The sequence below is a fragment of the Bacillus sp. AR8-1 genome, from assembly GCF_008042345.1.
Classification (GTDB): Bacteria; Bacillota; Bacilli; order Bacillales; family Bacillaceae_G; genus Bacillus_A; species Bacillus_A cereus.
Window position 1 is genome coordinate 274,493 of the sequence record NZ_QNUB01000016.1, and the last position, 26,143, is coordinate 300,635.

The following is a 26,143-nucleotide window of genomic DNA, read 5'->3' on the forward strand; positions in this document are numbered from 1 at the left end:
AGCATATCAACTTTAATATGGCAGATACTTAGAATCGCTTCAGCCTGTATAACAGGCCTAAAAATAAGAGTTGAAACTTGTTTAGCATCTATTTTTGTTAAAAGGTGGGAGAATTGTGCTATGATGTGGGCAAATATAAAACTATCTAAAGGAGGGATTTACATGCCGCATATTGTGTTTCGTGGAATTACTACTGAACAATTAAAACACATAAGCAAGCCATTAGTAGAAGAGCTCGCAGAGATTTGTGAGTGTGGTACGGATAATTTTACGTTGGAACTACCAAGTTCTACGTTTATATTCAATGGAGAAGAAATAGAAGCGTTTCCTCTTATTGAAGTGAAATGGTTCGAGCGTGGACAGGAAATTCGTGATCGATTTGCCAAGGCCATTACTACATATGTAATGGATTTTGGACTTCCAGAAGTAGAGGTTGTATTTACGGTTTTCACAGAATCAGCGTATTATATTAACGGGAAGCATTGTGCAAGTTAGAGCTATTATAAATGTTTTTGTAACATTTATCCCGCATTAACGGGCAGTAAGACCCCGACCTCAAAATTCAGCGGAAGCAAAGAAGTTAGGTGGGGGATCAACTGTCCGTAAAAGCCCGATTGGTTCAACTAATAATCAGTGGGGGATGAACAAAACCCCCACTGATTAAAGTTTCACTTTATAAGGGATAGAACCACATCGCTATCAAGCTAACTAGACAAAATATCCTCTAAAAAGAAAAAGGCGTTATTCTTTCTGAGAAATCATAGGAAAGGATAACGCCTTTATATCAATTTTAATATAATCGATTCACTTCTTTATAAAAAGTTTGGTTATTTTATTGAAGCTTATTCCACAAACACACCCGTTTGTTCACTTTTTTACTGTTTGAAAGCCATACTTTTTATATTGATTCATTTATTGGAAAAACCGAAAGTTTTAAACTCTCTCTATTACATATTTATTTTTGGAAAAATAGCCTAACTCCAAATACTAATAATACTGTGCCAGTAATACCCTCTATTGTACGGTTCACCTTTTCTTTTCTTAAAAAAGTTCTTAATTGACGTATTAGAGAGATATAAAGTAAATACCATATTGCTGTCAAAGTCGTAAATGTGAATCCCAACAAAAGAAATTGGAAGAAATGACTTTGATTACTCACAATAAATTGGGGTAGAAAACTAAGGAAAAATACAGCCGTTTTTGGGTTTAAGATTGCCGTGGTAAATCCTTGTCTAAAACTTTTAACCGTTCCAATATCCTTAGAGTTTATTTCCACTGAACCTGACATATCTTCTTTTTTAGAAAAGGCACTTTTAATTGACTTTACAGCTAAATAAATTAAATAAAATGCCCCAGCATATTTTATTAATGTAAATAGCATAGCAAATTTCATTAAGATAGCAGAGAGTCCTAGTGTAGCCATTATTGTATGAATCATCATTCCAGATACCGTTCCTAAGACGGTCTTTATCCCACCATTTCTACCATGAGAGATAGTGTTTTTTGTAACTAAAGCAAAACCGGGACCAGGCATCATTATAATAAGGAGTGCTGTAAGGATAAATAGCATATAATTTTCCATGTTCTGGTATTTCCTTTCTGATTTTTAGTTTCGCTTATAGTATAGCTTTTTTCCTTAAAACATTAAATATAAAAAGTGTGATCAGGATAGTATCATAAACTTTCAAGGAGTTGTAATTGAATTATAGAGGGCTTCACTTGAATAATGTTCTTCTGTAAATGAGCGTTTTAATAGAATGTCAATTACGTAAATAATCAGATTTTACACCCTAAATGTTATTTAACAAAAAAAATCTCGAATTCGAGATTTTTCTCTTGCTTTTCAATCACTTGAGGTGTAAAGTGATAGTAACGAAAGCGATTGAGTCATATGAAAAACATACACTCAGTTGTTTTCGATTAAAAAACAAAGTAACTTATACAGTAAAAACTAAGATGAATTTACAAAAACATAATTAAGAATAAATTGAAAAGCTAAAAACCATATTAGTTGTGGGAAATGTTATTTTTTTAGTTATCACTTGACTAGTAAAACGAAACGGAGGAATAACCAATGTATGAAATTAAAGGGCATCATCACATTTCAATGGTTACGAAAAATGCAAATGAAAATAATCACTTTTATAAAAACGTGCTTGGCTTACGTCGTGTGAAAATGACAGTAAACCAAGATGATCCGTCAATGTACCACCTATTTTATGGGGATAAAACAGGAAGTCCAGGTACGGAATTATCATTTTTTGAAATTCCTTTAGTAGGAAGAACATATCGTGGTACAAATGCAATTACTCGAATTGGATTGCTCGTTCCTTCAGAGGATAGCTTACATTACTGGAAAGAACGATTTGAGAAATTTGATGTGAAACATAGTGAAATAACAACATATGCAAATCGTCCTGCTTTGCAATTTGAGGATGCTGAAGGTCTTCGCTTAGTATTACTCGTTTCAAACGGAGAAAAAGTAGAGCACTGGGAAACTTGGGAGAAATCAGAAGTTCCTGCAGAGCATCAAATTCAAGGAATGGGTTCTGTGGAAATGACAGTTCGTAGACTTGATAAAATGTCGAGTACACTTACAGAGATGTTTGGTTATACAGAGGTTAGCCGAAATGATCAAGAAGCAATTTTCCAGTCCATTAAAGGAGAGGCTTTTGGAGAAATCGTTGTGAAATATTTAGATGGTCCTACTGAAAAACCGGGCCGCGGTAGCATTCACCATTTAGCAATTCGCGTGAAAAACGATGCAGAGCTTGCTTATTGGGAAGAACAGGTGAAACAAAGAGGCTTCCATTCTTCAGGAATCATCGACCGTTTCTACTTTAAAAGCTTATATTTCCGTGAATCAAACGGAATCCTTTTTGAAATTGCGACAGATGGACCAGGATTTACAGTTGATGGAGATGTGGAACATTTAGGAGAAAAACTTGATTTACCACCGTTCTTAGAAGATCAGCGTGCAGAGATTGAAGCGAATTTAGCACCTATTGAAGAGAAGTAATAGGAGAGAAAATATAAATTAAAAAACATTGGAGGAATATAAAATGAACCAATTAAAAGGAATTCACCACGTTACAGCGATTACAAGTAGTGCAGAAAAGAACTATGAGTTTTTCACTCACGTTTTAGGAATGCGTTTAGTTAAGAAAACAGTAAACCAAGATGATATTCAAACGTACCATTTATTCTTTGCAGATGATAAAGGTAGTGCAGGAACAGATATGACATTCTTTGATTTCCCAGGTGTTCCGAAAGGTGTACACGGTACAAATGAAATTTCAAAAACTTCATTCCGTGTTCCGACTGATGCAGCATTAGAGTATTGGGTGAAACGCTTTGACCGTCTTGAAGTAGAACATACAGGAATTAAAGAGCAATTTGGTAAGAAAACTCTTTCTTTCGTTGACTTTGATGACCAACAATATCAATTAATCTCAGATGAACTTGATAAAGGAATCGAATCAGGTACACCGTGGCAAAACGGGCCAGTACCATTAGAATATGCAATCACTGGTTTAGGACCTGTATTTATCCGTATTGCAAACTTTAGCTTCTTCAAAGAAGTGTTAGAAAAAGTTCTATTATTTAAAGAGGTTGCGCAAGAAGGGGAATTCTATTTATTTGAAGTGAACAAAGGCGGAAACGGTGCATCTGTTATTGTAGAACATAATACAGTTCTTCCTGAAGCACAACAAGGTTTTGGTACAGTGCACCATGCGGCATTCCGCGTAGAAGATCGCGCTGTATTAGAAGAATGGATTGAGAGAATCAGTAGCGTAGGACTTCCTTCATCTGGATATGTAAACCGTCACTTCTTCGAATCATTATATGCAAGAGTTGCACCACAAATTTTATTTGAATTCGCAACAGATGGCCCAGGATTTATGGGAGATGAGCCATACGAAACACTTGGTGAAAAATTATCTTTACCTCCATTCCTAGAGCCAAAACGTGAAGAAATTGAAAAATTAGTTCGTCCAATTGATACAGTGAGAAGTACGAAGGAATTTATTAAAGAGTAAAAATAGAGATAGTAAGTAGGAGAGCAAGTAGTTTTAGCGGAGTGCTGGAACTGCTTGCTTTTTTATTTATCCTAGTAAGTTTTCTGACAATTGTTTCTCAAGTTATTAAAAAGGAAAACTTTGGTATAATTAATCAAAATATTAAATTTTCTGATAATTATTTTTCAATGCATAGAAAAGGAGTGGTAATATACAATTTTGATAATTGTATAAAAATACTAATTTTGTAAGTTTGAGAAAAGGAGATGCGAGTGTATGGGAGCAGATGTAGTAACGCGGGAGCAAATGAAACATTCTTTAGATGATTGGTATCGTGTAATGTTACAGCAAAACATAGAGAAGGCCACGGAAATGAAAGAGGAGATTGAAAGTAAGATTAGTGGGTTGGACGTGGATCAGGATGTATTGCTTTATCATGCGTTGTTGAATTTTAGATATGATGCATTAGTTGATTGGATTTCAGTTAGAGAAGATAGTTTTGATAAAGTGGAATCTTTCGAAATTCCAACAGAAGGTGTTCTAGCTTATTACTATCACTTTTTTAAAGGGTTTCATTGCACATTAATTTCAAATTATAATGAAGCGAAAGAACAGTATGAGCAAGCTGAGAAGTTATTGAAATATATTGCCGATCCGATAGAACATGCGGAGTTTAATTATCGGATGGGGAATTTCTATTATCAAAAATATGACCAAGTTCATGCAATAGATTACTTGAATAGGGCAAAAGCAGCATTTTTACAATATCCAGGCTATGAAATAAAAGTAGGATTATGTGAAAATGCTTTTGGACTATGTTGTGTAGACATAGATCACTATGAATTAGCGGAAGAAAACTTTAATTCTGCTATGGAAGTATTGCAAAAAGCAGATCAAAAAAAATATATGCTAATGGTTCGGCATAATTTAGCTTGGCTTTATGCTAGTCAAAATCTTTCAGAATTAGCGATTCGTCATATATCTGAGGTGACCAAAAATTACCCAGAACACTTTAAAGCCTTGTTTGTAGAAGCACATGAACATTACAAATTAGGACAATATAATTTAGCGAATCCAATTGTTGAAAAAGGTTTAAATATTTGTGTTGATTTAGGAGAAAAAGAATTTCAACATCGGTTTAAAATTTTGAAAGAACTCAATGGAAAATCTTCAGTATCAATTATTGAAGATGTAATTTTAGAAGGACTTTCTTATTTTGAGAGAGAAAGATTATGGGATTGTATTCAAGAATACACTGAAATTTTAGCACTGAAATTTTATGAATGTGATGATCATGTTAAGGCAAGTAAATATTTTTATATGAATAATAAGGCTCAAAAAAATATATTGGAAAAGGGAGCGTTAAAATAATGAAGAAATTTCGTTTGGCTATTGTTGGGACTGCATTAGTAGGGGTATTATCAATTGGGTTCAATAGTTCTTTTACAAATCAAGCTGTAAATATAGGAGACACAGGAGGAGCACCAGCAAGACCAGACTACGTTAATATAGGAGACACAGGAGGGGCACCAGCAAGACCAGACTACGTTAACATTGGAGACACAGGAGGAGCACCAGCAGATAATAGAGGCGACGGCGGAGTAAGCCAACTATAATAACAAAGAAAGGGACTTCAACATGAAGTCCTTTTTTCTATTTTCAGGTCATGTAGAGAAAAGAATTGACTTACTTTAAATATGTAACTATAATGGTTACAGAATAACCATTAGTAACAGAAATGAGTTATATTTTTTAGTATAATTGTAACTGTTTTAGTTACAATTAAAAAGAGAACATAAAATAACCAAAAAATGTAAAAACTTTAAATAACAACAAGAGAAAGGAGACGGGAACTTTGAAACGGTTTAAGTTTTATTTGATTAGCGGTATTGTGCTTGTTTTGCTTATCGTATGTAACTTCGTTGATAAGCCGATTGCGAAGGTTGAAGAAGTGAAAGATACTGTTATGATGAAGCTGAATACGAAAGAGAGTATGGCGCAAATTGATGGGCAGACGATTTATTTTAAGCAAATTGGTGAGGGAAAACCGCCGTTACTCATGTTGCATGGGTTTGGTGGTTCTTCTGATGGGTTTAGTGATATTTATCCGGAACTAGCGCGAGACCATACGATTATTGCGGTTGATATTTTAGGGTTTGGGCGTTCTTCTAAGCCAGTTGATTTTCAGTATTCGTTTCCTGCGCAAGTGAATTTATATTATAAGTTAATGAAGAAGCTCGGATACGATCAGTTTGCGGTGCTTGGCCATTCGATGGGCGGAGAGATGTCCCTCAATTTAGCGTATTTATATCCGGATGCAGTAACGCATCTCATCTTGGCGGATGCTACAGGGATAGAGTCTTTCCAGCAAAAAGAAAGTTATGAAGTACCACCGCTATCGACGGACTTACAAACTGTAACCGAGATTACGAAGTATAATAAAAATGAAGTGAAAAATAGTCGTGATGATAAAGAGCATTATGATCAGCTTACGAAAATGAGAGAGCGCCGCATCGCGATGGAAGCCGATAAGATTAAGGTGCCGACTTTAATTATATGGGGACGACACGATAAGAGCGTTTCTTGGAAAAATGGTGAACTGTATCATGGGCTATTTGCAAATAGTACGTTTCATATTATTGAAAAAGGATACCACGCACCGTTTCGTCAGGAACCAATTGAGTTTATGGAATATGTACAAGCATTTTTCGCGAAGCATCCACAATAAAATTTTAGGTATAAATCCACTTCTTTCCTCATAGAGTGAAACTAATAAGGCTTGTCTAAGGAAAGGAATGAAGTGATTTGGAAACTTTACCATGGTGGGTGTATCTTGTAATTGTCGGGATTGTACTAAGTGGCTACATGGTTTTATATACTTCGAAAAAAGAGCAAGATATGGATAATGAGTTTATTGAAAAAGAAGGCGAAGTATATATGAAGCGTTTAGAAGAAGAGCGTGAGAAACGTAATCAGGAAAGTGATAAAGATTCGGTATTGCTTTAATAGAAATTTTGAAAGGTTACCACCTAGTAGGATTTTACATCTCGGTGGTAGCTTTTTTTCTTCTGCGGGAGCAGTATATGTTCATCAAGCTAAGGTTATATTAGTTTAATTTTACATGTATAAGAGAGTCATCATAAACTTTTATTGATGGTATTTATATATTTTTTTACTCATAAGAATGGAACTAGTGGGGATTTTACTGGGGGGGATTAACAATGCATAGGGATGAAACTTCATTACATCCGGATACAGGTGTTACATCTGTAATGTTTGTTGAGCGTTCATTAAATGAAATTCGTTTTTGGTCTAGAATCATGAAGGAGCATTCTTTTTTTCTTCGTTTAGGATTTAGGTGCGAGGATACTCAACTAATCGAAGAGGCGAATCAATTTTATCGATTGTTTGAACATATTGAACAAATAGCGCATTCCTATACAAATGAAACAGATCCTGAGCAAATAAAAAGATTTAATGCAGAAGTACAACAAGCCGCAACTAATATTTGGGGATTTAAACGGAAAATTTTAGGGTTAATTCTCACATGTAAATTGCCAGGACAAAATAATTTTCCACTTTTAGTTGACCATACAAGTAGGGAAGCTGATTATTTTAGAAAACGTTTAATACAATTAAATGAAGGTAAATTAGATGCTCTTCCTGATGCTATTATTAAAGAAAATGTTTTCTTTTTACGGATTATGGCAGACCATGCTAAATTTATTGGTCATCTTCTTGATCCATCGGAAAGAAAGCTTGTAGATACAGCGCGGAATTTTAGCAATGATTTTGATGAATTGATGTATCAAGCAATTGACTTAGAATCTATGAAACCACAATCCCAAACAGCCCCTCTTTTAGATCAATTTTTAGATCAAAATCGTGTGTCGGTTGCATCTCTTCGGGATTTTAAGAAAACAGCACGTGATTTAATTGAGCAATGTAAAATAAAGAGCATCATTCATCCATTATTGGCAGACCATGTTTTCCGTGAAGCTGATAGATTTCTTGAAATCATTGATATGTATGATGTTCATCTTACAAATATTCAATCACAACCTAGATATTAGAAGATAAGGAAAGATAGTATTTTACTTTCGGTTGAGAAGTTAACAATTTATTGTTAGCTTCTTTTCATTGTTGTTAAAATTTTCTTTTCGTTTAGTAAATTTCCTTTTAAAGACTACATAAATCCCTTTGATCGAATATGTAATTCTTTGTAAAACGATATATATATATGGAAAGATTATGAATATACAGGAAATCTATGGATAGTAGATTTTAATAAATTATTCGGGGGAAATTTATTAGTTAAGTATATTAACTTGTTTGCACTACATTTTACAAATAAAGGGGTATTAGTAATCATGAAAGCAAAGAAATTAGTAAGTTTAGCATTACCAGTTATGTTATTGAGTGGTTGTATTACAATTGAAACTGATGGTAAGAAAGCTGAACCAAAGAAAGAAGAAACGCAAAAGGTAGAGAAAGAGAATAAGACTTCTGAAAAAGAGAGTAAGTCAACTGATGGCAAGAAAGAGGATAGCTTGTCTGTAGCGAAAGGTGAAGGTACAAACAGTAGTTCATCAAGTAGTCAACCAAGTTCTTCTTCAAATAATTCAACTTCTTCAACTGGTAAGGTAACTGGTTCAGATGTTGAAAGGTACAAGGCAGATATCATAAATAGTGCTACTCAAATTGAAAATACAATGAAATTAATTGAAGGAATAGCAGATTCAGACGTAAAATCATACAAACAAAAGAAAAGTGAAGTACAACTGAGTTTAGGTGGAGCAAAGACAGAAGAAACAAGTAAAGCTAAGTCTTCTGAAACAAAAGAAAAATCAACTAATTCGAAAGAAGAAAGTAAAGATGTTCAAAAGGTTCGAGTTTTAGATGAAGATTATGCACAATATTTATTAGACATTGAACAGGATATGTTAAGACGATTTGATTACTATGATGCATCTGTAAGGGATTTGAGAAACGGAAGTAAATCAAAAGCTGAGGTATTAGATAGTGTTAAAGACATCTATAAAGTATTTGATAAGATAGAGAAGATTTCTGCACCGCCAAAACATAAAGAAGACCAAAAAGAGATTGAAAGAGCTGCAGGTAAACTAAGAGAAACATTCGGTGAAATAGAGAAGTTATTCAACGATAAAGGTTTTAGCTTAGAGACTGATAAGGAAATCTTAAATAAAGCAAATATAAAATTAGAGGAAGCAAAACGTATTTGGAAACCTACATTTGATAAGTTAAGGGCTGAAGTAAAAGGTGATACAACCACGGAAAAATCTACTAGTACAACAAGTAGTTCTACACAGGCAAACCCAACTACTGGCAGTCAGGCTCAAACAGATAAAAGTCAAGCAAAAACTGGGGTATTTGTAGATACAGTTGGTACAAGTGAAGAGTTAGGAATTAGTTATAGCAACATGCAGAAGAACATTAAAGATGGTACTGAGATTATTGGTAATTGGGGTATTGATTACGGCAGTGGCGTAAAAACTACGCTAGTACTAAAAGGTGATAAAACATTTGAGTCTTATGCGAATGGTTCTTATCCGAATAAAGATAACTATTTAACAGGAACATATACGGTGGATGTCCCATCATTCCAGTTATCTTTAAAAGTAACAAAAGCAGTTAAAGACGGTCAAGAAGTAAAGTTAACAAATGATAGTATCATGTATAAATTGCAAAACTATGATGGAAACACATTACAAATTTATCAAATGGACGATAATGTTCGTATTCGATATGTAAAACAATAAATAATTGGTGAAAAACTCTGTAATAAATTTTACAGGGTTTTTTATTAGTTTTAATTTAATTTCTTCATTATCTTTCCAGACGCTGTCCATACTAGTATAAGTTGAGAAATGAACAAAACGATAATGATAGGAAGATAATGTAACTACATAGTAACTGTAACCATCCAAAGCCCAATTCATACACTATGATGGAGGCTTTTTACTTACTAATCGGATGAAAAAGGAGTGTAATCATGAAGAAACGTACTGTTAATGAAGCGGGAGGGAATGTGCCACAACCAATCCGCAGCGACGGAGCAGGTGCGATTGATTCTGGACCTCGTAATGTTATGCGGGATATTCAAAATCCGAATATGCTTGTTCCGCCTATAACGGATGCAGGGTTAGTTCCTAACTTGAAGTTTTCATTTTCGGACACTTCTATGATTTTGAAACAAGGCGGGTGGTCTCGGGAGATTACTGCTCGGGAACTACCGGTTTCGACGACGATTGCGGGAGTAAATATGAGTTTAACGGCCGGTGGAGTACGAGAACTACATTGGCATAAAGAAGCGGAATGGGCGTATATGCTTTTAGGACGGGCGCGCATAACGGCTGTTGATCAAAATGGACGGAATTTTATTGCTGATGTTGGACCAGGTGATCTTTGGTATTTTCCGCCTGGTATTCCGCATTCCATTCAAGGATTGGAACATTGTGAATTTCTACTCGTTTTCGATGATGGGCATTTTTCTGATTTATCTACTTTAGCTATTTCCGATTGGTTTGCGCATACGCCAAAAGAAGTGTTGTCGGCTAATTTCGGAGTGCCTGAGAGTGCTTTTCGTTCTATCCCTTCAGATCAAGTTTATATTTATCAAGGAGAGGTGCCAGGTTCGCTTGAAAGTCAGGAAATTCAATCGCCGAAAGGAGAAGTTCCTTTAACATTTAAACATGAATTGTTAAAACAAAAGCCGATTAAGACGCCTGGTGGTAGCGTTCGAATTGTAGATTCTACAAATTTCCCTATTTCCAAAACAATCGCAGCAGCGCTCGTTGAGGTTGAGCCTGGTGGAATGAGAGAACTTCATTGGCACCCGAATAATGATGAATGGCAATATTATTTGACAGGGGAAGCGAGAATGACTGTGTTTCTTGGAAATGGTACCGCTCGTACATTTGATTATAGAGCTGGCGATGTCGGATATGTACCGTTTGCGACGGGGCATTATATTCAAAATACAGGTACCGAAACATTATGGTTTTTAGAGATGTTCAGAAGTAATCGTTTTGAAGATGTATCGTTAAATCAATGGATGGCACTGACTCCTAAAGAAATAGTGGAGAGTAATATACATGTTGGCCCGCAAGTAATGGATTCCCTGCGTAAGGAGAAGAGGCCTGTTGTGAAATATCCGGGGTTTTCATATAGTCCGAAAAATGATGAGTAAAAATGAAAATTTGCGTTATTCTTTCTGGAGACTGATAAGAAGGGATGGCGTATTTTTTATGCCTAATCTAGTCTTTATTAGTATCCGTTCTTTGTATTATTGTTCGGGAAATTATTATTGGAGCATAGTATAGGGGAGATACATATAAAAGAGCGCCATTATAAGCTGTAACGCATAAGTTGCGCAGGAAATGCAACGATAACTAGCTTTACTCTTCATCATTTATTTGAACATAATGGGTATAGAGAGGTGATAAACACAGTATGATTTTTAGTGAGCGTTTAAAAGAAGAAAGGGAAAAAAGAAATTGGTCGCAAAATGATTTGGCTGAAAAACTTCATGTGAGCAGGCAATCTGTTTCGAAATGGGAGACGGGAAAGAACTATCCGAGCATTGAAATTATTATTCATTTAAGTGATCTGTTCGGTATTACAATTGATGAACTGCTAAGGAGTGATGAAGAATTGACGCAGAAAGTAATTGAAGATAGTAAGCAATTGGCGTATCCAAAATGGAAGGTGTTTTTTGATAGTCTATTTATGATAGGAGTATTTTTGTTTATTGCAAAAATCGTTGTATGGATGCTAAATAAGTTTGCAGGAGCAAGTATTACAATTGTAGCAGATGCGCCATATGTAATGAATCTTTTGCCCCTTGCATTCATGATTATAGGTGGTATGGGATCGGATAAGTTGAAGAAAATATATAAATAGAGGAAAGATTTGAAAGAAATCCCCTACACTAGCTGTTCTTTTCACTTAAATTGTGTACTATAAAGGATAGGATGACATAAAGAAGGGGATATAGAGAATGGAATTTCATGAACAGAAGATTTTGCCGGCAGTGAGGCAAATTAAAGATTTGGAAAAGCTATTACATAGTTCGTATGAATACATCGTTATTTTAGATATTCATGTCGGCCAATTGAAGAGTGTTATATCACTTGCGAAGCAATATTGTAAAAAGGTGTTTTTACATGTGGATTTAATTCATGGCTTGCAGAGTGATGGGCATGCGACGGAATATTTATGTCAGGAGTTTAGACCGTACGGGTTACTTTCGACAAAGGCGAGCGTTATTATGAAGGCGAAGCAAAAAGGTGTTGTGGCAATACAACGCATCTTTTTAATCGATTCGAGTGCGATGGAGAAGAGCTGCAATCTTTTAGATAAGACGAAACCGGATTATATTGAGGTGCTTCCAGGAGCAATGACGGATATTATCGCTGAAGTGAAAGAGCGTACTGGTGTACCGATTTTAGCAGGTGGTTTTATTCGTACTGTAGAAGATGTGGAAAGAGCTTTAAACGCTGGTGCGACAGCGATTACGACGTCAAAACGCGAACTATGGAAACATTACCAAAAAAAGTGACGAAAATGTGAAAAAATTCTGTTGACACCGCTTTCATAAGAGGTTAACATTATAGACAAGTTAATAAACGTGACGGAGAAAAGAAGAGATCCACATTTCATTGTTTCTATATAAATTTATATAGAAGCGTGCAAAGCTGTGGGTCTTTTTCTTTTGACAAAAACGAATGGCCATTCATTTTACCTCTATCACATTTGGAAGCGTTTAAATTGATTGTGGAGGGATACTATGTCAGCATTTTTAGGAGAGTTAATAGGGACTGCGTTGTTAATCGTACTTGGTGGCGGCGTTTGTGCTGGTGTAAGTTTAAAGAAATCGTTTGCGAAAGATTCAGGTTGGATTGTTATTACAATGGGCTGGGGCTTAGCAGTAGCGGTTGCAGCGTATGCGGTTGGATCAATTAGTGGGGCACATTTGAATCCAGCTTTAACGATAGGACTAGCATTTAAGGGAGCGTTCCCATGGAGTGACGTACCAGGTTATATCGTAGCACAAATGATTGGGGCAATTATCGGGGCAGTTATCGTATATTTACATTACTTACCACACTGGAAAGAAACAGAAGATCCAGGAACAAAGTTAGGCGTATTTGCAACAGGTCCAGCAATTCCGAACACATTTGCAAACCTTTTAAGTGAAATGATTGGAACATTCGTTTTAGTATTTGGTATATTAGCAATTGGTGCAAATAAATTTGCAGATGGATTAAATCCATTTATCGTAGGTTTCTTAATTGTAAGTATTGGTTTATCATTAGGTGGGACAACAGGATACGCAATTAACCCAGCACGTGATTTAGGTCCGCGTATCGCACACTTCTTCCTTCCGATTGCAGGAAAAGGCGGTTCAAACTGGAAGTATGCATGGATTCCAGTAGTAGGTCCAATTTTAGGTGGATCACTTGCAGGTTTATTCCATCAAGTTGTATTTGAAGGAAAACAAAATTCAGCACTTATTTATGTGATTATCGCAACTGTGATTGTACTAGCAATCTCTTATATGACAAGTAAAAAAAGCGGAAGCAATACAAATAGTAGAAAAGTAGCATAAGGGGGAAACCGATATGAAAAAATATATTCTTTCATTAGACCAAGGAACAACAAGCTCACGTGCAATTTTATTCAATAAAAAAGGTGAAATTGTTCATTCAGCTCAAAAAGAGTTTACACAACATTTTCCAAAGCCGGGCTGGGTAGAGCATAATGCACAAGAAATTTGGGGATCTATTTTAGCAGTTATCGCAACTTGCTTAAGCGAAGCAGATGTAAAACCAGAACAAATCGCTGGTATCGGTATTACGAACCAACGTGAAACAACGGTTGTATGGGATAAAACAACTAGTAAACCAATTTACAACGCAATCGTATGGCAATCTCGCCAAACAGCTGAAATTTGTGATGAGTTAAAAGAAAAAGGTTATAGCGAAATGGTTCGCGAAAAAACAGGTCTTTTAATTGATGCATACTTCTCTGGAACGAAAGTAAAGTGGATTTTAGATAACGTTGAAGGTGCAAGAGAGAAAGCAGAAAACGGGGATCTATTATTCGGAACAATTGATTCATGGCTTGTATGGAAACTATCTGGTGGTAAAGCACACGTAACAGATTACTCAAACGCATCACGTACGTTAATGTTTAACATTCACGACTTACAGTGGGATGATGAGCTTCTAGACATGTTAACAGTACCAAAGAGTATGCTTCCAGAAGTACGTCCATCATCTGAAATATATGGAGAAACAATTGATTACCACTTCTTCGGTCAAAATGTACCGATTGCAGGTGTAGCTGGTGACCAACAAGCAGCTTTATTTGGACAAGCTTGTTTCGGTGAAGGTATGGCGAAGAACACTTACGGAACTGGTTGCTTTATGTTAATGAACACAGGTGAAAAAGCAGTAGCTTCTGAGCACGGTCTATTAACAACAATTGCATGGGGAATAGATGGTAAAGTGAACTACGCATTAGAAGGAAGTATTTTCGTAGCAGGTTCTGCGATTCAGTGGTTACGTGACGGAATGCGCATGTTTAAAGATGCAAGTGAGAGTGAAGTATATGCCTCTCGCGTTGAATCAACTGACGGTGTATACGTTGTACCAGCATTCGTTGGACTAGGAACACCTTATTGGGATAGTGAAGTACGCGGCGCTATGTTTGGTGTAACACGCGGTACGACGAAAGAGCATTTCATTCGTGCAACGCTAGAATCTTTAGCTTACCAAACGAAAGATGTATTATGCGCAATGGAAGCAGATTCAGGTATTAAACTGAAAACATTACGCGTTGATGGCGGAGCAGTTAAAAATAACTTCTTAATGAAGTTCCAAAGTGATATTTTAGATGTTCCTGTAGAGCGTCCAGTGATCAACGAAACGACAGCTTTAGGTGCAGCATACTTAGCTGGTCTTGCGGTTGGATATTGGAAAAACCAAGATGAAATAAAATCACAGTGGCATATGGACAAACGCTTTGAACCAACTATGGAAGCGGAAACAAGCGAAGAGCTATATGCTGGATGGAAAAAAGCAATTGAAGCAACAAAAGCTTTCAAATAATCATAAACAGTGTTATAATGGTGACAAGTTAATAATTCGGTAGGAGATTTGGAGAGACCACAACGCGCTATAGAGGCGAAATCTATAGCGGAGTTTGTGGTCTCTTTTTTCGTTATCAAAGGGAGGAATTACCATGAAATTTTCAAGTAAACAACGTAAAGACGTATTAAACGGAGTAAATAAACAAGAGTTAGATGTGATCGTAATTGGTGGAGGTATTACTGGTTCTGGTATTGCATTAGATGGAGCAACACGCGGGTTATCAACAATTGTGTTTGAAATGCAGGACTTTGCAGCAGGTACATCAAGTCGTTCAACGAAGCTTGTACACGGTGGTCTACGTTATTTAAAACAACTTGAAGTGAAAATGGTAGCAGAGGTGGGTAAAGAGCGTGCGATCGTATATGAGAACGGTCCCCATGTAACAACACCAGAGTGGATGTTACTTCCGTTCCATACAGGCGGTACGTTCGGATCATTTAGTACATCAATTGGTCTTCGTGTATACGACTTCTTAGCAGGTGTAAAACGAAGCGAGCGCAGAAAGATGTTTAACCGTGAAGAAACGCTAAACAAAGAGCCTCTTGTAAAAAAAGAAGGATTAAAAGGCGGCGGTTACTACGTAGAATATCGTACAGACGATGCGCGTCTTACAATTGAAGTAATGAAAGAAGCAATTGAGCATGGTGCGAAAGCTGTTAACTACGCAAAAGTAGACAGTTTCTTATATAAAGATGGAAAAGTATGCGGTGTACGTGTAATCGATTTACTAGACGGTGAAGTATATGAAGTTTACGGTAAGAAAATTGTAAACGCAGCTGGTCCTTGGGTAGATACACTTCGTGAAAAAGATAACTCGAAAAAAGGAAAAGTACTTCAGTTATCAAAAGGTGTTCACTTAGTAATTGATCAAAAACGTTTCCCACTCGGGCAAGCGATTTACTTCGATACACCAGATAAACGTATGGTGTTCGCGATTCCTCGCGGAGGAAAAACATACGTAGGTACAACAGATACGTTCTATGATAAAGACGCAGCTGTACCACAAATGACAACAGAAGATCGCACATACATCATTAATGCGATTAACTACATGTTCCCAAGCGTGAAAATTACAGAGAAAGACATTGAATCAAGCTGGGCTGGTGTACGTCCGTTAATTTATGAAGAAGGTAAGAATGCATCTGAAATTTCTCGTAAAGATGAAATTTGGACTTCTGAATCTGGTTTAATTACAATCGCAGGTGGTAAATTAACAGGATACCGTAAAATGGCTGAAATGGTAGTAGATTACGTAACGAACTTATTACAAAAAGAAGGTCATAGCGCATATCCGAAGAGCGATACGAAACATATGCCAATCTCTGGTGGACATGTAGATGGTTCACACGGATTCCCAGCATTTGTTGCGAAAAAAGCAGACGAAGGTACAAAATCTGGTTTAACGAAAGTACAAGCAGAAGAGTTCGCGAAATTCTACGGCTCTAACGTTGATGTACTGTTCGACTTAGCGAAAAAACATAAAGAAGAAGCGAAAGAATACAACATGCCGCTTGACGTTCTAATCCCACTTGTATACGCAATGGATTACGAAATGACAGCAAAACCAGTTGACTTCTTCGTACGCCGCAGAGGCGCTGTATTCTTCAACATCCACTGGGTATACGAGTGGAAAGAAGCAGTAATCAACTACATGGCTGCGAAACTAGGCTGGAGCAAAGAAGAACAAATGAAATATACAGCTGAACTAGAAAAAGCACTAACAGACGCTGTAATTCCTGTAGATCAACAAGAACAGGCAGCTGCGTTAGCATAAAATAGAGAACCACCTGAAGGGGAGCCTTTAGGTGGTTTTTTTATGGGTTATTTTTCTAACTATGTTGTATAACGACATATGTTGTTATACTATGTATATAAGGTGGTGGTATTGTTGGACAAAGAAATCTTGAAGGGAAGTATAGATATTTTATTACTTTCTATCATTGCAAAACGTGATACATACGGCTACGAAATAGCTCAAAGTTTAAAGGATGCAAGTGAAGATTTGTATAGTATGGGACAGGGAACTTTGTATCCTGCTTTAAAGCGATTAGAGAAAAAGGAGTTTCTTGAATCTTATTGGAATGAATCTGAGAATGGGATGAAAAGGAAATTCTATACTATTACAGATAAAGGGAAAAAAGAATTGCAGAAGAAAGTGAACTCTTGGGAGAGTGTAACAGCATTAATTCAAGCTTGTCAGAAAGGAGTTATTTATGAGTGAATTTGATGAGTATATTAAGTCTATTTTAGTCTATTCAGAACTTAGTGATATTGAACAGGATGAGTTATTTCTAGAAATGTATGATCACTTGAACAGCTTGAAAGAAGAATATATGGAACAAGGTATGAATGAAAAAGAAGCGATTTATAAAGCGATTCAAAGTTTTGGAGAATCAAAAGTTATTGGCGTAGAGATTAATAAATCGGTATACGAAGTTCCTAGGCCATTAAAGGTATTATCAAAAATTTTATGTATTCCTTATATAATCATTTGTTTTATTGTCTTTTTAGGAACGTTTATTTCAACTTCTACATTTGACTCTGTTCGCAGTTTGACAGGTGGTGGGACTGTCTATCATCCCATTGAATTTTGGCAGCAATTTTTACATATATCTGATTTAGAAACGTTATTACAACTTTTTGGAATAACACTTTGGCAAGTTAAAGATTTTATTGCACATCCAGGTCCTTGGGGAAACTCAACTTATTGGTTAAGCGTTTTACAACATATAATATTAGTAGTTCCATTCGGATTTTTCGTTCCAGTGCTGATTAATAAAGTGACTAACTATAAGAAAGCTCGTAAGTGGTATGTTATGACCTTTCTTGTTTGGGAGATATTACATTTACTAACTTTGTCTGATGTTTTTGATGTGTGGCGGATTGCTATAAATATGCTCGGTGCGTCAGTGGGATATCTTCTATTTGTAAGTATGATACAAATAGATAATAAAATTAATATGATGCGCAAGAAGATATTTGAAAATTAACTTGCTATCATGTAGTGCGCTGATTTTTTTTACTCATAATAGGTGTTTATTTATACTGTTATGAAACTGCTGCATAATCCATCTTTATTAGGGTCGAAATGAAATACACAGCTGAATTAGAAAAAGCATTAACAGATGCTGTAATTCCTGTAGATCAACAAGAGCAAGCAGCTGCGTTAGCATAAAATAGAGAACCACCTGAAGGAGAGCCTTTAGGTGGTTTTTGTATGTTATTTATCGGATAAGAAGTGTGAAGAACTTATTGGTTTTGATATTATCAAGCCATCTTTGTATGGTCATGAAATATTAGATTCTTTAAGTGAGTGTTAGGATGAAAGAGGAATCAATTAAATCGGTTCTCTTTTTAATTTAGCGATGAGGGGAACCTTGGCGATAGAAAACTAAGACACAACCTTTATTGCAAACTTAAAAAGCGCTTTGGGAGAGAGGTGCTCTTTAGGTGAATGTATTGTAACGACTATTCGGTTTATTATATGTAAGTGGCTGAGGAATTGTTTTATCAAAAACGTTATTGCCAACCGAATTTTTTTATAAATTTATAAAACTTTTTCATACAGTGCGTCGTCTAATATATGGGAAGGAGGAAATAACAGTAAATAAAAATCTATAAAAAACTATAAAAATTTACAATTATATGTTATGTTTTTTCACAAAATTCAACATATAATATTTTCAGGTAATGAAAATAAAAAATTATATTTCAATTGTGAAAGCTGCAAACATATTAGGAAAAACGCAACAAACTTTACGGAATTGGGATGAAGAAGGTGTTTTTATTGCGGATAGAACACATTGAAAAAAACGAAGAATCCGAATTAGTGGAAGATCTTATAGCAATCACAACCTCTTTTTCTGCAAAAATTCATGGGAAAAGAGGAGGTAGAAAATTAGAAAATGCAATAAAATCCGTATTAGAAAAGGGTGGAAAGGATGAAAACAACACGGGCTTGTAAAATCGGTTCTATTACAAAAGAACAAACGGAAGATTTAATTACTTTGATTCGTACGTTCGAAAGCGCAAAACGATATAGTTTGAATCGTTTGATTGATGGCGAAAACGAGAAAGAATTGATAAAAAAATTACAGCCTAAATATTTGTTAAATAAACGTTTTTGTGAAGATGCGGTTTTACAAGCGCAAACGATCCTTTCCTCTCAAAAAGAACTTCTTCCAGTTTACCTAGAAAACAATCAAAAAAAGTTAGAAAAGACGTTACAAAAAATAGATGATTATGAAAGCGGCAAAAAAAGACCTAAACAAGTTTCATTAGAAACTTGTTTAATTGGTTTAAGAAAACGAAAACAAAAATTAGAACAAAGAATGGAAACATATGCAAAACATATTAAAAATGAAACATTACCTCCTATTATTTTTGGTGGGCGGAAAAATTTCTATGAAAGAATGAAAAACAAGATATCCAATCAAGAATGGAAAGATTTGCGTACACGACAATTATATTCTCGTGAGATAAAAGCAAAAAAGGGAATTTGAACATGCGCATTACAGTTGATGACTGTGGGCAAGGATGGTTAGAAATTGCAAATCCATTAGGACTAACAAATGGAAAAACAAAAAGCCCACGAATCAAAGTTCCGATTATCATTCCATATCGTTTTTATCATCAAATTACAAATGTCGTTATGGGAGAGAAAATCGATGTAAATCCAAAAGGAAAACCGATGATAGAGCATCAAAAATATAGTGTAGAAATCATTCGTAAACAAAGTGAATTTTATGTGAATATTACGTTTGATGAAACGGAAATAGGTCGTGTACTAGATTTCAAGGAAACACCACAATCAGATGTAATGGCAGGAATCGATGTAAATCCGGACCGTATTGCAGTTAGTTTATGTACAAAACAAGGTAATTTTAAAGATTCAAAAATTTTTTATCTACACAATCTTAATACGTTTTCAACAAACAAACGCGGAACGATAATTGGACAAATCGTACAACAAATTAAAACATGGTTGTTGGAAAACAATGTAGGTGGAATTGTTTTAGAAGATTTACAGTTTCAACAATCTCATGATACTGATAAATACAGTAATCGTAATTTCCATCAATTTACGTATAAAAAGATGTTGAACAATTTAATTCGTATGGCTCTTCGCAACGGGCTTTCTGTCAAAACAGTGAATCCTGCTTATACAAGTGTGATTGGAAAATTAAAATATAGTAAAAAATACGGTATTAGCGTTCATGAAACAGCCGCATTCACGATTGCAAGACGTGGATTAGAATTGCAAGAACAATTACCAAAAGAGATTATTTTATTATTAAAAAACCAAATTACAACAAAACTGCGTATTCTTGTTGCTTCTATGGAAGAAAGTAAAAAGAATACGAATACGAAAAAAGTATATAAAAAATGGTTACAAACAATTAAAACGTGGAAAGAACATCACAATTGGAAATTGTGGAGCATTCTTCACAAAACGGTTTATATGAGCAATCAACAATTCGTATTTAAAATTTAAATGAGAAGGGGGATACTGGTTTATTTCTTATAACCTCTTGCATACTACTGACTTGGATGAATGGTAGTATGCAAGAACAGACCGTTCCTAACAGGAACCTGCCGTCATTCTTTCACGATAGGTGGATGAAAAGGTCACAACCCTTACGGACAGGAAAAAGGTGAGATTCCTTTTCGGTAGTTGGCATTTGACTTGGTTCGCCAACAATTTATAGATTTTTATAAGAATTTCAAACCAGGAAATGATGTGGATGAATTAACGATAGAAGCGTTTGAAATAGAAGATAAGGAGGACCTTATCGACGAAATAATGAACAAGTATGGACAAGAAGTCCTGCAGATTGTGTATTCGTATGTGAATAATAAAGAGATTGCGGAGGATTTAACGCAAGATATATTTGTGAAATGCTATAAATCTCTTCATACATATAAAGGGAATTCGAATTTAAAAACATGGTTATGGAGAATTGCAATTAATCATTGTAAGGACTATTTAAAAAGTTGGTATAACAAAAAAGTTATCGTGACAGAGGATGACTTTACGTATATGGAGATTCAAAAAGAAAGTGTGGAACAAACTGTCATTCAAAATGCGGAGGATCGTGAACTGGCTTCTGCAGTAATGAGTTTACCGATAAAATATCGAGAAGTTATTTATCTATTTTATTATGAGGAATTATCAATTAAAGAGGTTGCTACGGTAATAGAAGTGAAGGAAAACACGATAAAAACGAGACTGAAAAAAGCAAAGGAGCTTTTGAAGAAAGGATTGGAGGAATAATCAAATGGAAGATCGATTAAAAGGTTTGCGAAAATCAATGGAGAACACAACGTTTAAACATTTGAGTTTTTCTGATCAGCACCAAAAGCGGGTGCGCGAAAAAATCAATCAATCGTCCGAAAAGGAAGAAGACATCCTTTTAGCAGTGTTGCAACTTATTATGAATGAAAAAACAGGTTATGAATTGATGCAGTTAATGCGGGGGAGAGGAATTCAAAAATTCGAAGGTGATGAAGGATCTCTATACACTTTATTGCATCGTCTAGAACAGAATCGCTTTATCCAATCTAGCTGGGATCATGCGGGAGCTAAATATTATCAATTAAATGATAAAGGAAACAAGATGCTGCGAAAGGCAGAGAAGAATGCTACGAAGGCACGATTTATATTAAAAGGATTAGTACAGGAGTGAGAAAAAATTGAACAAAAAAGGGGAGCGTTTTTTAAAAGAAGTTACGAACCATATTAAATCAAAAGAAGCGAAGGATTTGGTGGCGATGGAACTAGACTTTCACTTAAAACAGGCGAAGAATATGTGGATGGATAAAGGATTAAGTGAGGAAGTTGCTGAAGATAAGGCTGTTGAACAAATGGGAAGTCCGGTCAAACTTGGCGAAGAACTTAACAAACTGTATAAGCCAAAGGTTGATTGGTTTTTAATTGGTTTATTAGTGGCTGCGATGGGGCTAGGGTTTTTGCCGATTATAACTTTTGGACATGCTGACTTATTCATGAATAAGGTGATATTTGTTATTCTCGGTGTTGTAACAGCTATGGGCATGATGCTACTTGATTATCGGAGATTAGAGAAACTTGGGTGGCTGTTTTATACAATTGGCGTACTTATCTTGTTAATGATAAAATGTTTTCCGACTGATTACGTGATTGGGGAAGCAATAATAAAAATTGGCCCCATCAAAATTGACTGTTTAATGACGATGCCATTCTTCTTTCTAGCTTGGGCTTCTTTTTTCAATAATAGTAGGTTAAAGTTTATGCATCTTCTCATATTATACGTATTTTCTTTATATCTATTTTCAACTACATCAATTCTTTTACCAATTTTCATCTATATTACGATGGTATTCGTTATGCTTTGGTGGAGTAAGTTAGGAAAGAACACGGCATGGCTCATTACAATTTTACCCTTTATTGTTAGGGATCTATTTTCCTGGTCTGCGGTAAAAGAATACCGGATAGCTAGAATTTTAGGATTTATAAATCCAGCGCATGATCAATGGGATTTACGTTTACAAGAGGCAATGTCTTCAGCAGGTTGGTTTGGTACATATGGAAATATAAAGTCTATCCGTGCTGCCCATACTGATTTTGTATTTGCAAGTTTGACTTACTATTATGGATATGTACTTGCGCTAGTTCTTGTCGTGATTCTTTCTCTTTTTGCAGTAAGAATAATGAACATAGCTTATAAAATAAATGATGGTTATGGTAAATTGCTTCTCGTTGGCGGAGTGACTCTTTTTGTAATCCATTTTATTTGTAACGTTGGCATGACCCTCGGGATATTACCACGTGTTTCTATATCATTACCTTTTATTAGCTACGGATTGATACCAACTCTGTTTCATGCATTTATAATGGGAATTGTGTTAAGTGTATATCGACGTAAAGATATTCCTTTTAGAATGAGAAAAACACCTTGATGATTATCAAGGTGTTTTCGTTATAAGTTCAAAACTATCCGAATCAGCCCCAAGCACAAAAGGACTAACCTCGCCAACACTATAAAGTTGCAACTCATGCATCGCGCGCGTACAAGCAGTGTAGAACAATCTACGTACGCTCTCATCACTGTATACATCTTCAGAAGCATCATAAATAATAACAACGTCAAATTCAATACCCTTCGCTAAATAAGCAGGGATCACGACAATACCTTGCTCATACTCGGCTGAGTTACTCTTCACGAGTTTAATATTCTCGATATGACGGAGTGCTTCGTATGCAGCGGCGCTTTCAGTTGCGGATTTACATATAATTGCGATTGTATTGTGATTTTGTTTTTGTAGTTCGGTAACTTTTGTAGTAATATGCTCGTGCAGTTCGCTGTAATCAGCTACTTTCGTTACTGTAGGTTTCTCGCCGTCGCGTTCAAAGGCGTGAATGTTCTTCCCTTCCGGTACGAGAGCACGTGTAAATTCAATAATCGGTTTTGTTGAGCGGTAGCTACGAGTTAAGTTAATACCGTTCGTTTCATCTGGTCCGTATAAGCTAGTAAGTGTATTGAAATTCACTGCCTCACTCGCATGGGCAAATATCGCTTGGTTAAAGTCTCCGAGTACCGTCATTCTTGCAGCAGGGAAGAGACGTTTTAAGAACTCGAACTGAAACGGAGAATAATCTTGCGCTTCATCTACGAGTACGTGTTTAATCGATCTGTTCGTTTGGAAGCCTTCAATTAATTCTTTTAAAAGTAAAAATGGAGTCGCATCCTCGTAATATAGCTTTCCTTCATCAAGCATGTTCACCGTTAGAGAGCAAATGTCATCCCATTCTTTCGGTTTTTCTCCAGTAACCCATGATGCGTCTGTGAAGAGTTGTTTATAGATTCCTGTGAAATTGATGAAGCGCAGTGTTTGAACGCCTTTACGAAGCGGCTTCAATTTTTTGCGGACAATCATACGTCCCAGGACTTTCGTTTCTTTCTCATAGTCATTAAAAGAGTTGTCGTCAAACTCGCCTTTTTTCTGCAAGTATTTATAAGCCTTTTGATATTCATCTTTACTAAGTAATTCAATTTCTTCTTCTACCCAAGGCTTTTTCAGTTCTGCTTTTTCAAGTGCATCTATTTGTTTATTTAGCCAATCCGTTAACTTCTCAATTCGACTATGGAAGCGGAGGGAGGAGTCAGTATTGTAAAATTGCTCTGTAATTTCTTTAGCTGAGGCGATCAGTTTCCCTCTAAATTTCATTCCTCTAAATAGCATGCCTGAAGTTTCAAGAGATTGTCTGTACGCTTTAATCATTTCGAAAAATTGAGTGGATGCTTTAAATCGGATGCTGGCATTTCTAATTTTGTAATTTGCGCTATTTGTTTCAGTTAGCATATATTCTAATTGTTCGTAAGGATCTTCCACATCAAATGACTTACTTAGTCTATGGTTTAAATATTCTTGGAATGTTACTTGCTGCATATTTTCTTCACCGAGTTCAGGTAGTACGTTAGAAACGTAGCTATTGAACATAGAGTTAGGGGAAAAGAGAATAATTTGATCCGCTTTTAGCCATTCGCGATATTTATATAGTAAGTAGGCGATTCGCTGCAGGGCAGCTGATGTTTTACCACTACCAGCAGCTCCTTGAACGATAAGGAGTCGGCCTTCATCGTGACGGATAATTTCATTTTGCTCACGCTGAATCGTAGCGACGATGCTCTGCATATGTTTGTTTGTACCTTTTCCGAGCGCTTGTTGCAGAATTTCATCACCGATTGTGAGGCTCGTATCGAACATGGAATCAATCTCGCCATTTTGAATAATGTATTGTAATTTTTTCTCCACATTACCGCGAATTACGCCGCCTGGTGTGTTGTATTCAGCCGGTCCTGGTGGATAGTCGTAATAAACACTTGAAATTGGGGCGCGCCAGTCATAAATAAGAAAGTTTTCTCCGCTTGCATCAGTAAGGGTAGAAACACCGATATAGATTTGTTCTGCGGCAGGTTCGCCTTCTTCAGTAAAATCGATGCGTCCGAAGTAAGGTGCTTTTTGCATGCGTCGCAGCGCGGCAAGTCGATTAAAGGTGTGTTTATGGGTGATTTGTGTAACAGCTAGTGACTGAGCTTGTTGTCTTAAGTTGATAACTGTTTCAAGGTAATCATCAAAAGTATCTGTATTCACTTTAACGTCATCCCAGAAGTGTTTACGGATGTTGATTACTTCTGCCCGGCGTCTGCCAGTTTCGTTTTCCAGCTTATCAATTTGCTGCGTAATCGTTTCGATTACGGTATCCAATCGTTTTTGCTCTAGATCAAGTTTTTTGTTCATACGTAAGCACTCCTTTAAAAGTGAAAAATAGAGGTTGACTGAAGAAAGGTTTTGTTGTACAATTAAGATACGGATAAATACGTTCTGTGTATTTTAGAAAACGTGTTTCTGTACTAATTTAACATAGTTTCTTAATTTAATCAATAATGATGAGATAAACCCTTGGTTCCACGCGTTGTGAATCAAGGGTTTTTTGTTTTTCTGTAAGAAATAATTGCAATTTTGCCGAGGATAATCTAAGTAAAGTATAGAAACAATCAGGAATAGGGGGATACTGATGGGAAAATATTTTGAGGAAGCACATCGTTTTTGTTCTCGTAATAGAAAGCACTTAGAAAAGGATGTTATATGTGGTTGTTTCTATTGTTTAGAAATTTTCCATCCAGAAAAAATTACAGAGTGGTGGGATGATGATAACACAGCAGTTTGTCCGTATTGTGGGATTGACTCTATTATAGGGGAAAGTTCAGGATTTAGAATCACAGAAATGTTTTTAAGTGAAATGCATAAAAGGTGGTTTTAGTTAAACGAATGACAAAATAAACTTTCGGTAACGAAGATAGTGTAAAACTAGCTAAGATTGTACACTATCCATAAAATGAAAAAGACGTTATCCTTTCTATAGAATCGAAGAGTCAATCATGTAATTTCATTTACCCAATCTGT

The 26,143-nt window shown here is 35.8% G+C and carries 24 protein-coding genes and 2 pseudogenes; 24 read left to right on the forward strand and 2 right to left on the reverse strand.

All coding sequences use genetic code 11. The features are described 5' to 3' along the window. The first annotated feature begins 162 nt into the window (after nucleotides 1-162). Nucleotides 163-495, forward strand: coding sequence for a DUF1904 family protein (locus DN400_RS10855; protein ID WP_023521344.1), 333 nt, complete (start codon nucleotides 163-165; stop codon nucleotides 493-495). A 460-nt stretch (nucleotides 496-955) separates the two neighbouring features. On the opposite strand, the gene DN400_RS10860 is transcribed toward DN400_RS10855, so the two are convergent. After that, nucleotides 956-1,582, reverse strand: coding sequence for a LysE family translocator (locus DN400_RS10860; RefSeq protein ID WP_000433006.1), 627 nt, complete (start codon nucleotides 1,580-1,582; stop codon nucleotides 956-958). A gap of 492 nt (nucleotides 1,583-2,074) precedes the next feature. Between DN400_RS10860 and DN400_RS10865 the strand changes: the two genes are divergently transcribed. From DN400_RS10865 to DN400_RS10970, 22 genes and pseudogenes are all read left to right on the forward strand, one after another. Beyond that, nucleotides 2,075-3,019, forward strand: a complete 945-nt coding sequence (locus DN400_RS10865; protein WP_000272974.1) for a ring-cleaving dioxygenase — start codon at nucleotides 2,075-2,077, stop codon at nucleotides 3,017-3,019. Between the two features lie 43 nt (nucleotides 3,020-3,062). Beyond that, on the forward strand, nucleotides 3,063-4,040 hold the full coding sequence (locus tag DN400_RS10870; RefSeq protein WP_001072581.1) for a ring-cleaving dioxygenase: 978 nt from the start codon (nucleotides 3,063-3,065) through the stop codon (nucleotides 4,038-4,040). A gap of 255 nt (nucleotides 4,041-4,295) precedes the next feature. Continuing rightward, nucleotides 4,296-5,390, forward strand: coding sequence for a response regulator aspartate phosphatase (locus DN400_RS10875; protein WP_098562260.1), 1,095 nt, complete (start codon nucleotides 4,296-4,298; stop codon nucleotides 5,388-5,390). Next, nucleotides 5,390-5,635, forward strand: a complete 246-nt coding sequence (locus DN400_RS10880; RefSeq protein ID WP_000714518.1) for a Phr family secreted Rap phosphatase inhibitor — start codon at nucleotides 5,390-5,392, stop codon at nucleotides 5,633-5,635. Before DN400_RS10875 ends, DN400_RS10880 begins: the two co-directional genes overlap by 1 nt. A 239-nt stretch (nucleotides 5,636-5,874) precedes the next feature. Next, on the forward strand, nucleotides 5,875-6,747 hold the full coding sequence (locus tag DN400_RS10885; protein WP_000819465.1) for an alpha/beta fold hydrolase: 873 nt from the start codon (nucleotides 5,875-5,877) through the stop codon (nucleotides 6,745-6,747). Between the two features lie 77 nt (nucleotides 6,748-6,824). Then, the gene (locus DN400_RS10890) at nucleotides 6,825-7,025 is read left to right on the forward strand and encodes a sporulation YhaL family protein (RefSeq protein WP_000449225.1); all 201 of its coding nucleotides are present in this window, start codon (nucleotides 6,825-6,827) and stop codon (nucleotides 7,023-7,025) included. 215 nt (nucleotides 7,026-7,240) lie between these two features. Continuing rightward, nucleotides 7,241-8,092, forward strand: a complete 852-nt coding sequence (locus DN400_RS10895; RefSeq protein ID WP_000554479.1) for a DUF2935 domain-containing protein — start codon at nucleotides 7,241-7,243, stop codon at nucleotides 8,090-8,092. A 639-nt stretch (nucleotides 8,093-8,731) separates the two neighbouring features. Then, the gene (locus tag DN400_RS10900; protein WP_422109769.1) at nucleotides 8,732-9,799 is read left to right on the forward strand and encodes a DUF3994 domain-containing protein; all 1,068 of its coding nucleotides are present in this window, start codon (nucleotides 8,732-8,734) and stop codon (nucleotides 9,797-9,799) included. Between the two features lie 233 nt (nucleotides 9,800-10,032). Next, a complete protein-coding gene (locus DN400_RS10905) occupies nucleotides 10,033-11,229 on the forward strand; it encodes an oxalate decarboxylase family bicupin (RefSeq protein WP_000747514.1) in 1,197 nt (398 codons plus the stop codon). Nucleotides 11,230-11,492: 263 nt separating this feature from the next. Continuing rightward, nucleotides 11,493-11,942 carry a helix-turn-helix domain-containing protein gene (locus DN400_RS10910; protein ID WP_000577655.1) on the forward strand — a complete coding sequence of 150 codons (450 nt, stop codon included), beginning with the start codon at nucleotides 11,493-11,495 and terminating at the stop codon, nucleotides 11,940-11,942. A gap of 97 nt (nucleotides 11,943-12,039) precedes the next feature. Next, nucleotides 12,040-12,600 (forward strand): glycerol uptake operon antiterminator GlpP, encoded by a 561-nt coding sequence (glpP, locus tag DN400_RS10915; protein ID WP_000394286.1) that lies wholly within the window; start codon nucleotides 12,040-12,042, stop codon nucleotides 12,598-12,600. Nucleotides 12,601-12,828: 228 nt separating this feature from the next. Next, nucleotides 12,829-13,650, forward strand: a complete 822-nt coding sequence (gene glpF / locus DN400_RS10920; protein WP_001272200.1) for a glycerol uptake facilitator protein GlpF — start codon at nucleotides 12,829-12,831, stop codon at nucleotides 13,648-13,650. 13 nt (nucleotides 13,651-13,663) lie between these two features. After that, nucleotides 13,664-15,154: a glycerol kinase GlpK gene (gene glpK, locus DN400_RS10925; protein ID WP_063546700.1), complete on the forward strand. Its 1,491-nt coding sequence runs from the start codon at nucleotides 13,664-13,666 to the stop codon at nucleotides 15,152-15,154. Nucleotides 15,155-15,287: 133 nt separating this feature from the next. Then, a complete protein-coding gene (gene glpD / locus DN400_RS10930) occupies nucleotides 15,288-16,970 on the forward strand; it encodes an aerobic glycerol-3-phosphate dehydrogenase (RefSeq protein ID WP_029442064.1) in 1,683 nt (560 codons plus the stop codon). Between the two features lie 114 nt (nucleotides 16,971-17,084). Beyond that, nucleotides 17,085-17,417, forward strand: a complete 333-nt coding sequence (locus tag DN400_RS10935) for a PadR family transcriptional regulator (RefSeq protein WP_000356630.1) — start codon at nucleotides 17,085-17,087, stop codon at nucleotides 17,415-17,417. Next, complete coding sequence (locus tag DN400_RS10940; protein WP_065228416.1) at nucleotides 17,410-18,186, forward strand: VanZ family protein; 777 nt, start codon at nucleotides 17,410-17,412, stop codon at nucleotides 18,184-18,186. The genes DN400_RS10935 and DN400_RS10940 overlap by 8 nt, the downstream gene beginning before the upstream one ends. Nucleotides 18,187-18,411: 225 nt before the next feature. Beyond that, nucleotides 18,412-18,516: pseudogene (locus DN400_RS30285) on the forward strand (DUF2283 domain-containing protein); the annotation flags it as partial. A 458-nt stretch (nucleotides 18,517-18,974) separates the two neighbouring features. Beyond that, nucleotides 18,975-19,160 carry a resolvase gene (locus tag DN400_RS10950; RefSeq protein WP_033685918.1) on the forward strand — a complete coding sequence of 62 codons (186 nt, stop codon included), beginning with the start codon at nucleotides 18,975-18,977 and terminating at the stop codon, nucleotides 19,158-19,160. Then, nucleotides 19,138-20,690 (forward strand): annotated as a pseudogene (locus DN400_RS10955) (IS200/IS605 family accessory protein TnpB-related protein). Before DN400_RS10950 ends, DN400_RS10955 begins: the two are co-directional and overlap by 23 nt. Before the next feature lie 246 nt (nucleotides 20,691-20,936). Beyond that, nucleotides 20,937-21,470 (forward strand): sigma-70 family RNA polymerase sigma factor, encoded by a 534-nt coding sequence (locus DN400_RS10960; RefSeq protein WP_065228474.1) that lies wholly within the window; start codon nucleotides 20,937-20,939, stop codon nucleotides 21,468-21,470. A gap of 4 nt (nucleotides 21,471-21,474) precedes the next feature. Continuing rightward, nucleotides 21,475-21,882 carry a PadR family transcriptional regulator gene (locus tag DN400_RS10965; RefSeq protein WP_065228419.1) on the forward strand — a complete coding sequence of 136 codons (408 nt, stop codon included), beginning with the start codon at nucleotides 21,475-21,477 and terminating at the stop codon, nucleotides 21,880-21,882. 7 nt (nucleotides 21,883-21,889) lie between these two features. After that, nucleotides 21,890-23,134 (forward strand): FtsW/RodA/SpoVE family cell cycle protein, encoded by a 1,245-nt coding sequence (locus DN400_RS10970; RefSeq protein WP_147801679.1) that lies wholly within the window; start codon nucleotides 21,890-21,892, stop codon nucleotides 23,132-23,134. 6 nt (nucleotides 23,135-23,140) lie between these two features. On the opposite strand, the gene helD is transcribed toward DN400_RS10970, so the two are convergent. After that, nucleotides 23,141-25,477, reverse strand: coding sequence for an RNA polymerase recycling motor HelD (gene helD, locus DN400_RS10975; protein ID WP_147801680.1), 2,337 nt, complete (start codon nucleotides 25,475-25,477; stop codon nucleotides 23,141-23,143). Nucleotides 25,478-25,754: 277 nt separating this feature from the next. Between helD and DN400_RS10980 the strand changes: the two genes are divergently transcribed. Then, on the forward strand, nucleotides 25,755-26,000 hold the full coding sequence (locus DN400_RS10980) for a hypothetical protein (protein WP_000521398.1): 246 nt from the start codon (nucleotides 25,755-25,757) through the stop codon (nucleotides 25,998-26,000). Nucleotides 26,001-26,143: the final 143 nt, after the last annotated feature.